This window comes from Sphingomonas hankookensis, assembly GCF_028551275.1.
Classification (GTDB): domain Bacteria; phylum Pseudomonadota; class Alphaproteobacteria; order Sphingomonadales; family Sphingomonadaceae; genus Sphingomonas; species Sphingomonas hankookensis_A.
Window position 1 is genome coordinate 1927337 of sequence record NZ_CP117025.1, and the last position, 13679, is coordinate 1941015.

Here is a 13679-nt window from a genome sequence, read left to right on the forward strand (position 1 = left end):
CGTCCGTGTAAGCTACCCGCACAACCCCCGCCCGGCCGGATCGCGCAGCGCCGCCGCTTCCGACCCGCTCTCGCTCAACCGGTCGAACTGCAACCCCGACAGCGACGCCCGCCCCCGGCACGCCGCCTCGCACCCCGCCGGCAGCGATCCGGGAAACCGCACGCCATCGCCATAAAACGCGGCATCGAACGCGCAGCCCTTGCCGAAATCGACCCGCATCCGCTCGCCGTCCCGCGAATAGGTCCCGTGCGCGCTGCATCCGATCCCTTCGCCATAATCGACGAACGTTCCGATCCGACCGGTCGTGATGCACAGCCGGTCGCCCTCGCGCGCATACAGCCCGACCGGCTGCGCGGTGGCCGGATCGCGCACCACACCCCGCGCGATCGCCGCCTGCTCCAGCGTCGCTCCTTCCGGCTCGGACGAAGGCGTCGCTTCCTGCGAACAGCCCGCCAGCACCAGCAGGGCCGCCGCCAGCAACCTCATGCCACCGGCACCAGCCGATCGCCCTCGATCCGGCGAAAGAAACAGCTGTCCGCGCCCGTATGACACGCCGGCCCGGTGGGGATGCAGCGAACCCACAAGGCGTCCTGATCGCAATCGATCCGCAGCTCGACGACGCGCAGCACGTTGCCCGACGTCTCGCCCTTCTTCCAGATCGCCTGCCGGCTCCGCGACCAGAAGGTCGCCTCGCCCGTTTCGATCGTCAGCCGCAACGCATCCGCGTTCATATGCGCCACCATTAACGGCGCGCCGCTATCGGCATCGACACACACCGCGGTCAGCAGCCCGTCGGCGTCGTATTTGGGGTTCAGGGTCAGGCCGGTATCGCGCGGAATCATCCGCAACCCCTATCGCCGATCATGGTTCCGCCGCAATCGACGATCAAAGGGCGACAAATCGATTCAGCCTACCTATATGGCGGCCGTGTGACACGCTTATCCCCGGAAGGGCCTATGTTCACCACCCAACCTTTCGACGACGACAAGCTGCGCGAAGAGTGCGGCATCTTCGGTGTATCCGGCGCGGACGGCGCTGCGGCGCTCGTGGCCCTCGGCCTCCACGCGCTCCAGCATCGCGGGCAGGAAGCGGCCGGCATCTGCAGCTGGGATGGGGCGATGTTCCATACCCAGCGGGCGCAGGGCCATGTCGCGGGCAATTTCGACCGGCCTGAGGTGATCGAATCGCTTCCCGGCGCCACCGCCTGCGGCCATGTCCGCTATTCGACCACCGGTGAGACGTCGAACCGCAACATCCAGCCGCTCTATGCCGAACTGGCGTCGGGCGGGTTCGCAGTGGCGCATAACGGCAATCTTTCCAACGCCATGCGGCTGCGCAAGGATCTGGTCCGCACCGGATCGATCTTTCAGTCGACCAGCGACACCGAAGTCATCATCCACCTCGTCGCGACGTCCAACTACCGGACGCTGCTCGACCGGTTCATCGATGCATTGAAGCAGGTCGAAGGCGCCTATTCGCTGATCTGCATGACGCCAGAGGGCATGATCGCCTGCCGCGATCCGCTGGGCATCCGTCCGCTGGTGATGGGCAAGCTGGGCGACGCGTATATCTTCGCCTCCGAAACCGTCGCGCTCGACGTCGTCGGTGCCGAGTTCGTCCGCGAAGTCGAACCGGGCGAACTGGTCATCGTGTCGAACGGCGAGCTCCGCTCGATCCGCCCGTTCGCGCCGCTGTCCCCGCGTCCCTGCATCTTCGAATGGGTTTATTTCTCACGCCCCGATTCGATCAGCGAAGACCGCTCGGTCTATTCGGTGCGCAAGGCGATCGGTGCCGAACTGGCGCAGGAAAACCCGGTCGAAGCCGATCTGGTCATCCCGGTGCCCGATTCGGGCGTGCCCGCAGCGATCGGCTATGCGCAGGCGTCGGGCATTCCGTTCGAACTGGGCATCATCCGCTCGCACTATGTCGGCCGCACCTTCATCCAGCCCGGCGACAAGGTCCGTCATCTGGGCGTCAAGCTGAAGCACAATGCCAACCGCAAGCTGATCGAGGGCAAGCGCATCGTGCTGGTCGACGATTCGATCGTGCGCGGCACCACCAGCCTTAAGATCGTGCAGATGATGCGCGATGCCGGTGCGGCGGAGGTCCATATGCGCATCGCTTCGCCGCCGACGCGTCATTCGTGCTTCTACGGCGTCGACACCCCCGAACGGGCGAAGCTGCTCGCGGCCAAGCTCGATCTGGGCGGCATGACCGACTATATCCAGGCCGACAGCCTCGCCTTCATCTCGATCGACGGTCTCTATCGTGCGCTCGGCGAAGCCAACCGCACCTCGGTCCGTCCGAAATATTGCGATGCCTGCTTTACCGGCGATTATCCGACGCCGCTGACCGATCAGGACGAAACCAGCTCGGTCGATCAGCTGGCGGTGCTGGCCGAACGCGTCGGATGAGCGACCGGTTGAAGGGGCAGCTGGCGCTCGTCACCGGCGCCAGCCGCGGGATCGGTGCCGCCACCGCCATCGCGCTCGCGGCGCAGGGTGCGCACATCATCCTCACCGCGCGCACGACCGGCGGGCTGGAGGAGGTCGAGGACGCGATCTATGCCGCGGGTGGCTCGGCCACCATCGCGCCGATCGACCTCTACGACCTGACCGCCATCCCGCAGCTGGTGTCGGCGATCGCCGACCGCTGGCGCGCGCTCGACATGCTGGTGCTCAACGCCGGCGCGCTCGGTACGCTGGGGCCGGTGCCGTCGTTCGACCCGAAGGAATTCGAAAAGGTGATGGCGCTGAACGTCACCGCCAACGCCGCACTGATCGCCGCCTTCTCGCCGATGCTGCGTCTGGCACGGGCAGGGCGGGTGGTCGGCGTCACCTCCTCGGTCGGTGCCGCCCCGCGCGCCTATTGGGGCATGTACGGCGCGTCGAAGGCCGCGTTCGACAACATCATCGCCAGCTATGGGCTGGAGATGGCGAACATCTCGCCGGTCCGCACCGCCATCGTCGATCCCGGCGCCACCCGGACGAAGATGCGCGAGCGGGCCTATCCCGGTGAAGACCCGCAATCGGTCAAGCCGCCCGAACGGGTTGCCGACGCGATCGTGCGGCTGATGACGGAAGGCTTCGACAGCGGCACCCGCATCCGCGTCGATTGACCGCGGTTCGCCGTCGCTGAAATCATACGTCACCCCAGCGCAGGCTGGGGTCTTCCGGTAACAGCACACAGCAGGAGCCGCAGGAGACCCCAGCCTGCGCTGGGGTGACGTCGTGGTGCACCGCCCACTACGGCACCGTTCGACCAAGGTTCCGAACCCCAGCAAAAACAAATAGTTGGATTCCGTCGGGCCCCGATCCGCGCTCGCTCGTTGTCCGGCGGCTGCGCGTGCAGCTGCCGTTCGAGGAGCCTTCACATGGCCGTAAAATTCGCCGGAACGATGAACGCGATCAATCGCGGACTGGACGAGACCAAGCCCGCCAAGGGCGCGACGATGATCGAGGATTGGGAAGCCGCGCTGGCCGACACCGACGTGCCGGGCGCCAAGGGCATCCTGCGCGACCTCGCATCGCTGCGCAAACAGCTGGAAAAGGATAACCCCGACAGCGACCGCATCCACGACCTGCTCCACCGCCTTGGCGCCGCCACCACGAAGATCGCCGAGAAATCGGACAAGCAGCAGGACAAGCTGCGCGCGCTGGGCGAAGCCTTGAGCGAAGCGGGCGAGGAAACGCCGGACGAGGAAGAAGACACCGAAGCCGCCGCCGCTCCCAAGCGCGCGCGGAAGAAGGGGTAAGGGGCAAGGCGGTGGGCTGTCCGCCGCCTGCTTTCGGCTTTCCTACAGCCACCCGATCCGCCAAAATCGTCACCCCAGGCTCGACCCGGGGTCCCGCTTCTCCTCCACCGATCGTGAGAAAGCGGGACCCCGGATCAAGTCCGGGGTGACGTCATGCGCGGGGAGATAATGGAGCGCCACAAAACCGTGGCGAGTGTGAACTTAGTGAACTTTGGCCGCCCTCAAGGCTCGATCGTCGGGGTCCAGGGCCCCTCGCGAAACCATTTCGTGATGATGTACTTGGTGCCCTCGACCACCGCCATGCCCTCATGCAGCGTGGCGAGGTTCGGGCTTCCATCGGCGTTCATGTTGTTCCACGCGACCAGCATCCCCGGCCGCGGATTGAACCGGACGCCGGCCTGCGGGAACCATGTCGCGCCGCCCTGTTCGACCTCGTTCAGATAGACCATCGCCGTCCAGGTCCGCTGCCCGCCCTGTACCGCCATCGAAGCCCAGTACGGCTCATTCTCGTTGAAATAGTCGTTATGCGCCCGGAACTGCTGGCCCGGCGCGTATCGCTGGCCCTGCATCGTCTCGCCATGCTCCGGCGGGATGCCGAGCAGGTGCGCGATCTTCTCGTCGATCGGCTGAAGCAGCGGGTGCCACCGGTCGAGGTCGCAGCTGTCGCTGGTGCGGAAATTGGGATCGTTGGTCGCGGTCAGCAGCGTCGATTTGCGACGACCCGCATCGATCGTCGCCATCAGCATGTCGCACTCGTCCTCCGACAGGAAGTCGGTGAGCGCGAAGACGACCGCCGCATCGGTCTTGGCCCGGCGGATACCTGGCACGGCCGAAAGCGTCGCCTCGACCGAGCGGCCCCATTCCGCCCGGACAGGGGAGGGGCCACCGGGCGCTTTACGGACAGGCGTATTCATGGCCGGCGTTCAACCAGATAGCGGCGCTAGTGTCGAGGGGGCGGGCGCCGCTATCGTCACGCCGGCGAAGGCCGGAATCCATTGTGTGGGGAGGCTTCGGCTCCATCGAACCGGTCCGCGACCCGCTCAATGCTTGTGCGTCTCCATCAACTCGATGAGCACCCCGCCCATGTCGCGCGGATGGACGAACACGATCGGCGTCCCATGCGCTCCGATCCGTGGCTTCCCCAAGACCCGCGCGCCCTTCGCGGTCAGCTCGGCGACGGCGGCATCGATATCCGCCACCTCGAAGCACAGATGATGCTGCCCCCCCGCCGGGTTCTTTGCCAAAAACCCGGCGATCGGAGAGGCATCGTCATACGGCTCGATCAGCTCGATCTGCATATTGGGCGCATCGATGAAGCACACCTTCACCCCCTGCGCGGGCAGGTCGAACGGCTCCCCGATCGCCTCGGCGCCCAGCAGGTCGCGATACATCGCAATCGACACGGCGATGGACGGCGTTGCGACACCGACATGGTTCAACCGACCGAGGGTCACAACCAATCCTCCCCTGCACGGGGAGGGGGACCATCCGCAGGATGGTGGAGGGGGGCGTCCTGCTCCACCACGGATGCATTGCGGGGCTCGCCCCCTCCACCAGCTTCGGTGGTCCCCCTCCCCGTGCCGGGGAGGAGCTCATAGCGGAATATTGTCATGCTTCTTCCACGGGTTCTCGAGCTTCTTGTTCCGCAGCTTGCGCAGCCCCAGCGCCACCCGGCGTCGGGTCGAATGCGGCAGGATCACCTCGTCGATGAACCCCTTGCTCGCCGCGACGAACGGGTTGGCGAAGCGCGCCTCATATTCGGCCGTCCGCGCCGCGACCTCGGCCGGGTCCTTCGACCGGAAGATGATCTCCACCGCGCCCTTCGCACCCATCACCGCGATCTCGGCGGTCGGCCACGCATAGTTCAGGTCACCACGCAGATGCTTCGACGCCATCACATCATAGGCCCCGCCATAGGCCTTGCGGGTGATCACCGTGATCTTGGGCACCGTCGCCTCGGCATAGGCGAACAGCAGCTTCGCGCCATGCTTGATGATCCCCGAATGCTCTTGGCCGACCCCGGGCAGGAACCCAGGCACGTCGACGAAGGTCACGATCGGGATCTCGAACGCGTCGCAGAAGCGCACGAACCGCGCCGCCTTCTTCGACGAATTGATGTCGAGGCACCCGGCCAGCACCATCGGCTGGTTGGCGACCACGCCGACCGTGCGCCCTTCGATCCGGCCGAAGCCGATGATGATGTTGCCGGCATGGGCGGGCTGCAGTTCGAAGAACTCGCCATCGTCCAGCGTCCGCACGATCAGCTCGTGCATGTCATAGGGCTGGTTGGCGCTCGGCGGGATCAGCGTGTCGAGGCTGGGTTCGATCCGGTCCCACGGATCGTCGCTCGGCCGTTCCGGTACGCCGCTGCGGTTGTTCACCGGCAGGAAATCGACGAAGTCGCGCGCCGCCAGCAACGCCTCGATATCATTCTCGAACGCGCAGTCGGCGACCGACGACTTGGTCGTGTGGGTGATCGCGCCGCCCAGCTCTTCCTGCGTCACCACCTCGTTCGTCACCGTCTTGACCACATCCGGCCCGGTCACGAACATGTAGCTCGAATCCTTCACCATGAAGATGAAGTCGGTCATGGCGGGCGAATAGACCGCGCCGCCCGCGCACGGCCCCATGATGAGCGACAGCTGCGGCACCACGCCCGACGCCAGCACGTTGCGCTGGAACACCTCGGCATAGCCGCCGAGCGACGCGACGCCCTCCTGAATCCGCGCGCCGCCCGAATCGTTCAGTCCGATGACCGGCGCGCCGACCTTCATCGCCATGTCCATGATCTTGCAGATCTTCTGCGCATGGCGCTCCGACAGCGACCCGCCGAACACGGTGAAGTCCTGGCTGAAGACATAGACCAGCCGGCCGTTGACCGTGCCCGATCCCGTCACCACGCCGTCGCCGGGAATGACCTGGTCCGGCATCCCGAAATCGACGCAGTTATGTTCGACATACATGTCGAGTTCCTCGAATGATCCTTCGTCGAGGAACACGTCCAGCCGTTCGCGCGCCGTCAGCTTGCCCTTGGCGTGCTGCGCCGCGACCCGCTTCTCGCCGCCACCGGCCCGGGCGGCCGCGCGGCGCTTCTCCAGCGCTTCGAGTGCTTCGAGCATCGTCTCTCCTTGGCCCGTTGGTCGGGCGTTTCCGCCCTTGTGCCAGCAGGAGGGGGAGAAGCGCAATATTCTTGCGTCACCCGAAGCGATAGCCGGACACGACCCAGCCCATCACCACATCGCGATAGTCGCGGACCGCCGGACCATCGCCACCCGCACCCAGCGCTACCATCAGCGGCAGCAGATGCTCGGCCTCTGGATGGGCAAAGCGGGCATGGGGGAGGTGCTCCCATGCCGCGACCCGCTCCGCCCGCATCGCCGGGTCGGGCTCAGTCACCGCGGCGGTCAGCGCGGCGTCCCATTCGTCGGCGATCGGCGTGACCGACGCCCCACGCGCGCGCAGGTTATGGAAGCTCATGCCCGACCCGATGATCAGCACGCCTTCATCCCTGAGCGGCGCCAGCGCCCGCCCCATCGCGATATGCGCGGCCGGGTCGAGCGAGCGGTCGAGCGATATCTGGACCAGCGGAATATCGGCCTCCGGCACCGCGACCATCATCGGAATGAACACGCCATGGTCCCAGCCGCGCGTCGCTTCCTCCGCCGTTGCAAAGCCGGCACCCTGCAATAGCGCCGCCGCCCGTCGCGCCACGTCCGGCGCACCCGCCGCGTCCCAGCGCAGGTGATAGGTGTGTTCGGGAAAGCCGTAATAATCATAGAGCAGCGACGGCGCCTCGCCGACATGCACGGTTGGCCGATGCGCCTCCCAATGCCCCGAAATCATCAGGATCGCACGCGGCCGTTCAGGCAGCGACGCGATCAGCCCGGCCAGATAGTCCTGCATCGGTCGCCACATCGGATCGGGTGCCTGACCCGGGTTCAGGAAGAAGCAGGGACCACCGCCATGCGGCACGAACAGGGTAGGGAGTGTCATACCCTCACAGGTCGCGCTGCGCCCGCCCGGACTCAAGGCCGCGCACGGAAACGACGCGTTTCGACTTGGCGTCGTGGCATGCAAGTCCCTACAAGGTCGCCCGCATGAGCCGCTTCACCGTCAACAACCTGCCGCAGGAATATCGGCTCGACCCCGAAACACCGCTGCTCTGGGCGCTGCGCGACGTATCGAACCTGACCGGCACCAAATATGGCTGCGGCACCGGCCATTGCGGCGCCTGCACGGTCGATGTCGACGGGCGCGCGGTAAAGTCGTGCCAGGTGACCATCGGCAGCCTGGAAGGGACGTTCGTCACCACGATCGAAGGGCTGGCGCGCGATCGCAGCCACCCGGTGCAGGCGGCGTTCCTCGCGGCGCAGGTCGTGCAATGCGGCTTCTGTATCCCGGGCTTCGTCATGGCGACCGTCGCATTGCTGCGCCAGAACCGCGACCCGAGCGAAGCGGAGATCGCCGCCGCGCTCAACCATCTGTGCCGCTGCGGCATCTATCCCCGCCTGATCGATGCGGTGCGACAGGCCGCGGCCGCGGCGCGTGGCGATGCGACGCTGGCCCCGCCGCCGCGCCCCGGCATCGACCGGGCAGAGGCCGCGCGCGAAACGCCCGCGCTGACCCCGCCAACCAAGTAGCGCCTATTCTTTCAATTGGCTGTCATCGCCATTCAGCAACAGTTGATCGCGCCCGTAATAAACCGCATCCATCGTAGCCGGCGACTTCCGGCGGTGGAGGCAGAGAATGAAGAGCCGTTTCCTGTTGGCCCTGTTGAGCGTGTCGGCGCTGGTCCCGACGGCGGCCATGGCCCAGGCCGATCCGGAGTTTCGCGGACCGCGCGGCGGACGGGAGCGGATCGAACGCTCGCCCGGTGGCGAATCGCCCGGCGCGCGTGCCGAATTCCGCAACGATATCCGCGTCGAAGCACCGCAGCCGCGCCCCGAACGCCCGCGCATCGACGAACAGCGCACCGAACCGCAGCGCGGCTGGCAGGATCGCGGCGACCGCAGCGGCTTCGACCGGCCGCGCCCACCGCGCGACGGCAACGGGCAGATCGACCGCGAGCGGCTGCGCGGCGACTGGCAGCAGGGTAATCGCGGTGACCGCGGCGGGTGGCAGGGGCGGCAGGATGCGCCGCGTCCCGACCGCGACTTCCGAACCCCGCCGCGCGACGCGCAGGGGCAGATCGATCGCGAGGCGCTGCGCCGCGACTGGCCGCGCGCGGATGGCCGTGGCCAGTTCGACCGCGATCGCCGCGAGCAATGGCGCCGGGAACAATGGCGTCGCGAACAGCAGAATGGCGGCTGGGACCGCGATAACCGCGATTGGGGCCGCGACGGTCGCGACTGGGGTCGCAACGACTGGAACCGCGGCGACCGGGACTGGGATCGTGGCAATCGCTGGGAACGCGGCGGCCAGTGGGATCGTGGCTGGCGGCGCGACGACCGCTATGACTGGAACCGCTATCGCCAGCAGAACCGTGGTTTGTACCGCCTGCCGCGTTATTACGCGCCGTCGGGCTGGAGCTATGGCTATCGCCGCTTCGGCGTCGGCGTCCGGCTGAACTCGTTCCTGTTCGGGTCGAACTACTGGATCAACGATCCGTTCTATTATCGCCTGCCGGAGGTGTGGGGGCCGTATCGCTGGGTGCGCTATTATAACGACGCGCTGCTGGTGGACGTCCGTTCGGGCCAGGTGGTCGACGTCGAGTACGACATTTTCTGGTAAGCCTGCCGTTACGGCACGGGCGCGACGCGGCGGGGGCAACCCCGCCGCGCTTGCGTTAGGGCTGGCATTCGCCGCGTCCTTTTCGCAAACCGTATCAAAAGATACGGGAGAGCGATTCGATGGCAGGCGATATTCGGGTGCAGCGGAACGGCGACGTGCTGGGCATCACGCTCGACCGGCCCGACCGGCTGAACGCCGCGCCACCGGCAATGTTCGATGCGATTCGCGATGCGCTGGCGAACCTCGACGGTGCGCGCGCGGTCCTGTTGAGCGGGGCAGGGCGTGCCTTCTGTTCCGGCGCGGATGTGATGGCGGCGCTGGGTGGCGACGATGCGCCTGCCATGACCCATGCCGCGCTCACCAACCATTATAACCCCACGCTGCAGGCGATCGCCGAGCTCCCCGTACCGGTGGTCAGCGCGGTCCGCGGCGCGGCGGCGGGGATCGGGTGCAGCCTCGCGCTCGCCTCCGATTTCTGCGTCGCCGCCGACGATGCCTATTTCCTGCAGGCGTTCGTCAATATCGGCCTCGTCCCCGATGGTGGGGCCAGCTGGATGCTGCCGCGCCTGATCGGGCGTGCGCGGGCCGCCCGCATGATGATGCTCGGCGAACGGGTGCCTGCCGCCACCGCGCTCGACTGGGGCATGATCCACGCCGTCGTCGATGGCGGGAGCCTCGAGGACGAGGCGCTGGCGCTTGCCCGTCGGCTGGCGGCCGGACCGACCGTCGCGCTCGGCCTGATGCGCGCCAATCTCGCCTATGCCCTCGACCATGACTATCCCGCCGCCATGGCGCGTGAGGCGGAAGCCCAGCGCACCGCCCGCGCGACCAGCGACGCGGTCGAAGGTGGCACCGCCTTCCTTACCAAGCGTACTCCCCGTTTTACCGGAGCCTGACATGACCTGCCTCGACTTGCGCCCCCGTCCGGCGGTAGGACCCATGCGATGACCGGCCCGACCCTCGAAGACTGGCAGAAGCTCGCCGCGCGTGAGGTGAAGGATGCCGACCTGAACTGGACCACGCCGGAGGGGATCGTGGTCAAGCCGCTCTACACCGCCGCCGATGCGCCCGATCCCGGTCTGCCCGGCTTCGCGCCGTTCACGCGCGGGGTGAAGGCGTCGATGTATGCCGGGCGTCCCTGGACCATCCGCCAATATGCCGGTTTCTCGACCGCCGAGGAATCGAACGCCTTCTACCGCCGCAACCTCGCCGCCGGGCAGAAGGGGCTGTCGGTCGCCTTCGACCTCGCCACCCATCGTGGCTATGACAGCGACCACCCGCGCGTGGCGGGCGATGTGGGGAAGGCCGGGGTCGCGATCGACACGATCGACGACATGAAGATCCTGTTCGACGGCATCCCATTGGACACCATGTCGGTCAGCATGACGATGAACGGCGCGGTGCTGCCCTGCCTCGCCTTTTACATCGTCGCGGCGGAGGAACAGGGCGTCGGCCCGGACAAGCTGTCGGGCACGATCCAGAACGACATCCTCAAGGAGTTCATGGTCCGCAATACCTACATCTATCCGCCCGAGCCATCGATGCGGATCGTGTCGGACATCATCGCCTATACCGCCGAGCACATGCCACGGTTCAACAGCATCTCGATCAGCGGCTATCACATGCACGAAGCCGGGGCGACGGCGGTGCAGGAACTGGCGTTCACGCTGGCCGACGGCATGGCCTATGTCCGCGCGGCGCTGGCACGCGGGCTGGATATCGACGCGTTCGCCGGGCGGCTGTCCTTCTTCTTCGGCATCGGCATGAACTTCTTCATGGAGATCGCCAAGCTGCGCGCCGCGCGTACGCTGTGGAGCCGGATCATCGCCGATTTCGGCGGCAACGCCCGCAGCCAGATGCTGCGCACCCACTGCCAGACCAGTGGCGTCTCGCTGACCGAGCAGGACCCGTACAACAACGTCATCCGCACCACCGTGGAGGCGATGGCAGCTACCTTCGGCGGCACCCAGTCGCTCCACACCAACTCGCTCGACGAAGCGGTAGCACTTCCGACCGACTTCTCTGCCCGGATCGCGCGCAATACGCAGCTGATCCTTCAGGAAGAGACCGGCATGACCCATGTCGTCGATCCCTTGGGCGGCAGCTATTATGTCGAGGCGCTGACGAAGGAACTGGCCGACAAGGCATGGGCGCTGATCGAGGAGGTCGAGGCAGCGGGCGGCATGATCGACGCCGTGAACTCCGGCCTGCCCAAGGAACATATCGAACGCGCCGCCGCCGCCCGGCAGGCGCGAGTCGACCGCGCCGAGGACGTCATCGTCGGCGTCAACAAATACCGGCTGGCCGAGGAAGACCCGATCGACATCCTCTCGATCGACAATGCCAAGGTCCGCGCCGACCAGATCCGCCGGATCGAACGGGTGAAGGCAACACGCGACGAAGCCAAGACCCAGGCCGCGCTAACCGCGCTACAGGACGGCGCACGCGGCGACGGCAATCTGCTGGCGCTGTGTGTCGCCGCCGCCCGCGCCCGCGCGACTTTGGGCGAGATGTCGGCGGCGATGGAGGTCGCATTTGGTCGTCACGCCGTATCGGTCACGCCGGTCAAGGGCATTTACGGCCCGGCCCATGCCGATGACAGCGGCTGGCTGCGCGCCGGCGAGGGCGTCGCGGCGGTCGAGCGCCGCCTGGGCCGCAAACCCCGCATGCTGGTCGCGAAGATGGGGCAGGACGGTCACGATCGCGGTGCGAACGTCGTCGCCAGCGCCTTTGCCGATCTCGGCTTCGACATCGTGTCCGGCCCACTGTTCCAGACCCCGGAGGAAACTGCGCAGCTGGCGATCGCCGAGGGGGTCGATGTCGTCGGCGCGTCCAGCCTCGCCGCCGGGCACAATACGCTGATCCCCGAACTCATCGGACGCCTTGCCGATGCCGGGCGCAGCGATATCCGTGTCATCGCGGGCGGGGTCATCCCGCCACAGGATTATGCGCTGCTCCGCGACGCCGGGGTGGCGGCGATCTTCGGACCGGGCACCAACCTGGTCCATGCCGCGGCGGAGGTGCTGAAACTGCTCGGCCACAACCTCCCGCCGGTTGGAGAGACTGTCGAATGAATGTGATTGTGTCTGTACCTGCAAACGCCACCCATACCCCCGCGCAGGCGAGGGGGCAAAGCGGCGAGCGCGACGCCCTTGGTTCTGGGCCCCCGCCTGCGCGGGGGTGCGCCGAACAAGTTCGGCACAACTGGACCCGCGCCGAAATCGCCGACCTGTTCGACCTCCCCTTCGACGAACTGATGTTCCGCGCCCAGACCGTCCACCGCGCGCACCATGCGGTCGGGCAGGTACAGCTCTGCACATTGTTGTCGATCAAGACCGGCGGCTGCCCCGAGGATTGCGGCTATTGCTCGCAATCGGCCAGCGCCGACACGCAGCTGAAGGCCGAAAAGCTGATGGACGTCGACGCCGTCCTAGCCATCGCCGCCGAGGCGAAGGCGGCAGGATCGCAGCGCTTCTGCATGGGTGCGGCATGGCGCAACCCCAAGGACCGCGACATGGACAAGATCGTCGCGATGGTCGAGGGCGTGGCGGCGATGGGCATGGAGACCTGCATGACGCTCGGCATGCTGACCCCGGATCAGGCGCAGCGGCTGGGGCAGGCGGGCCTCGACTATTACAACCACAATATCGACACCTCGCCCGAAAACTACGCCAACGTCATCACCACCCGGACGTTCGACGACCGGCTCGACACGTTGGCGCATGTGCGGGAGGCGGGGATCAACGTCTGCTGCGGCGGCATCGTCGGCATGGGCGAAACCCGCGCCGATCGCGTCGGCTTCGTCCACGCACTCGCCACGCTGCCCCGCCATCCCGATAGCGTGCCGGTCAATGCGCTGGTGCCCGTCAAGGGCACGGTGCTCGGCAACATGCTCGCCGACACGCCGCTCGCGAAGCTCGACGACATCGAATTCGTCCGCACCGTCGCCGTCGCGCGCATCACCATGCCGATGAGCATGGTGCGCCTGTCCGCCGGCCGCGAAAGCATGTCGGACGCGACGCAGGCGCTGTGCTTCATGGCCGGGGCGAACTCGATCTTCACCGGCGACCGGTTGCTGACCACCGGCAATGCCGGCGACGATGCCGATGCTGCGCTGCTGGCGAAACTGGGCATGACGCCGATGGTCGCCGACGAGCCGATGCGCAAGGGCGGGTGCTGCTGACGCCGCACCGCC

14 protein-coding genes are annotated in these 13679 nt (G+C 66.9%); 8 read left to right on the forward strand and 6 right to left on the reverse strand.

Annotated elements, in window-relative coordinates; all coding sequences use genetic code 11:
* Positions 1-12 precede the first annotated feature (12 nt).
* Together PPZ50_RS09185 and hisI are read right to left on the reverse strand one after the other, a co-directional pair.
* On the reverse strand, positions 13-486 hold the full coding sequence (locus tag PPZ50_RS09185; protein ID WP_084401198.1) for a hypothetical protein: 474 nt from the start codon (positions 484-486) through the stop codon (positions 13-15).
* Positions 483-842 carry a phosphoribosyl-AMP cyclohydrolase gene (hisI, locus tag PPZ50_RS09190; RefSeq protein WP_066687189.1) on the reverse strand — a complete coding sequence of 120 codons (360 nt, stop codon included), beginning with the start codon at positions 840-842 and terminating at the stop codon, positions 483-485. The genes PPZ50_RS09185 and hisI overlap by 4 nt, the downstream gene beginning before the upstream one ends.
* 114 nt (positions 843-956) lie before the next feature.
* On the opposite strand from hisI, the gene purF reads away from it, so the two are divergent.
* The 3 genes from purF to PPZ50_RS09205 all read left to right on the forward strand — a co-directional run bounded on the left by purF (position 957) and on the right by PPZ50_RS09205 (position 3754).
* The gene (gene purF, locus PPZ50_RS09195) at positions 957-2414 is read left to right on the forward strand and encodes an amidophosphoribosyltransferase (protein WP_066687191.1); all 1458 of its coding nucleotides are present in this window, start codon (positions 957-959) and stop codon (positions 2412-2414) included.
* On the forward strand, positions 2411-3118 hold the full coding sequence (locus PPZ50_RS09200; protein ID WP_272815279.1) for an SDR family NAD(P)-dependent oxidoreductase: 708 nt from the start codon (positions 2411-2413) through the stop codon (positions 3116-3118). The genes purF and PPZ50_RS09200 overlap by 4 nt, the downstream gene beginning before the upstream one ends.
* A 255-nt stretch (positions 3119-3373) precedes the next feature.
* A complete protein-coding gene (locus tag PPZ50_RS09205) occupies positions 3374-3754 on the forward strand; it encodes a hypothetical protein (protein WP_198158468.1) in 381 nt (126 codons plus the stop codon).
* A gap of 221 nt (positions 3755-3975) precedes the next feature.
* Here PPZ50_RS09205 and PPZ50_RS09210 read toward each other — a convergent pair whose 3' ends face one another.
* The 4 genes from PPZ50_RS09210 to PPZ50_RS09225 form a co-directional block, all read right to left on the reverse strand.
* On the reverse strand, positions 3976-4668 hold the full coding sequence (locus PPZ50_RS09210) for a prolyl hydroxylase family protein (RefSeq protein WP_066687195.1): 693 nt from the start codon (positions 4666-4668) through the stop codon (positions 3976-3978).
* 126 nt (positions 4669-4794) lie between these two features.
* Positions 4795-5208, reverse strand: a complete 414-nt coding sequence (gene mce / locus PPZ50_RS09215) for a methylmalonyl-CoA epimerase (RefSeq protein WP_066687197.1) — start codon at positions 5206-5208, stop codon at positions 4795-4797.
* A gap of 138 nt (positions 5209-5346) precedes the next feature.
* Positions 5347-6873, reverse strand: coding sequence for an acyl-CoA carboxylase subunit beta (locus PPZ50_RS09220; RefSeq protein ID WP_066687199.1), 1527 nt, complete (start codon positions 6871-6873; stop codon positions 5347-5349).
* A gap of 76 nt (positions 6874-6949) precedes the next feature.
* A complete protein-coding gene (locus tag PPZ50_RS09225; RefSeq protein ID WP_066687202.1) occupies positions 6950-7747 on the reverse strand; it encodes a DODA-type extradiol aromatic ring-opening family dioxygenase in 798 nt (265 codons plus the stop codon).
* Between the two features lie 104 nt (positions 7748-7851).
* Here PPZ50_RS09225 and PPZ50_RS09230 point away from each other — a divergent pair, with 104 nt between their 5' ends.
* The 5 genes from PPZ50_RS09230 (at position 7852) to bioB (ending at position 13667) form a co-directional block, all read left to right on the forward strand.
* Entirely contained in the window at positions 7852-8394 is a 543-nt protein-coding gene (locus PPZ50_RS09230) for a (2Fe-2S)-binding protein (RefSeq protein WP_066687204.1), read from the forward strand.
* Between the two features lie 106 nt (positions 8395-8500).
* Entirely contained in the window at positions 8501-9484 is a 984-nt protein-coding gene (locus tag PPZ50_RS09235) for an RcnB family protein (protein WP_066687207.1), read from the forward strand.
* A gap of 119 nt (positions 9485-9603) precedes the next feature.
* Entirely contained in the window at positions 9604-10380 is a 777-nt protein-coding gene (locus PPZ50_RS09240; RefSeq protein WP_066687210.1) for an enoyl-CoA hydratase-related protein, read from the forward strand.
* A 48-nt stretch (positions 10381-10428) separates the two neighbouring features.
* On the forward strand, positions 10429-12558 hold the full coding sequence (gene scpA / locus PPZ50_RS09245) for a methylmalonyl-CoA mutase (RefSeq protein WP_066687212.1): 2130 nt from the start codon (positions 10429-10431) through the stop codon (positions 12556-12558).
* An 8-nt stretch (positions 12559-12566) separates the two neighbouring features.
* Positions 12567-13667, forward strand: coding sequence for a biotin synthase BioB (gene bioB / locus PPZ50_RS09250; RefSeq protein ID WP_272815280.1), 1101 nt, complete (start codon positions 12567-12569; stop codon positions 13665-13667).
* Positions 13668-13679: the final 12 nt, after the last annotated feature.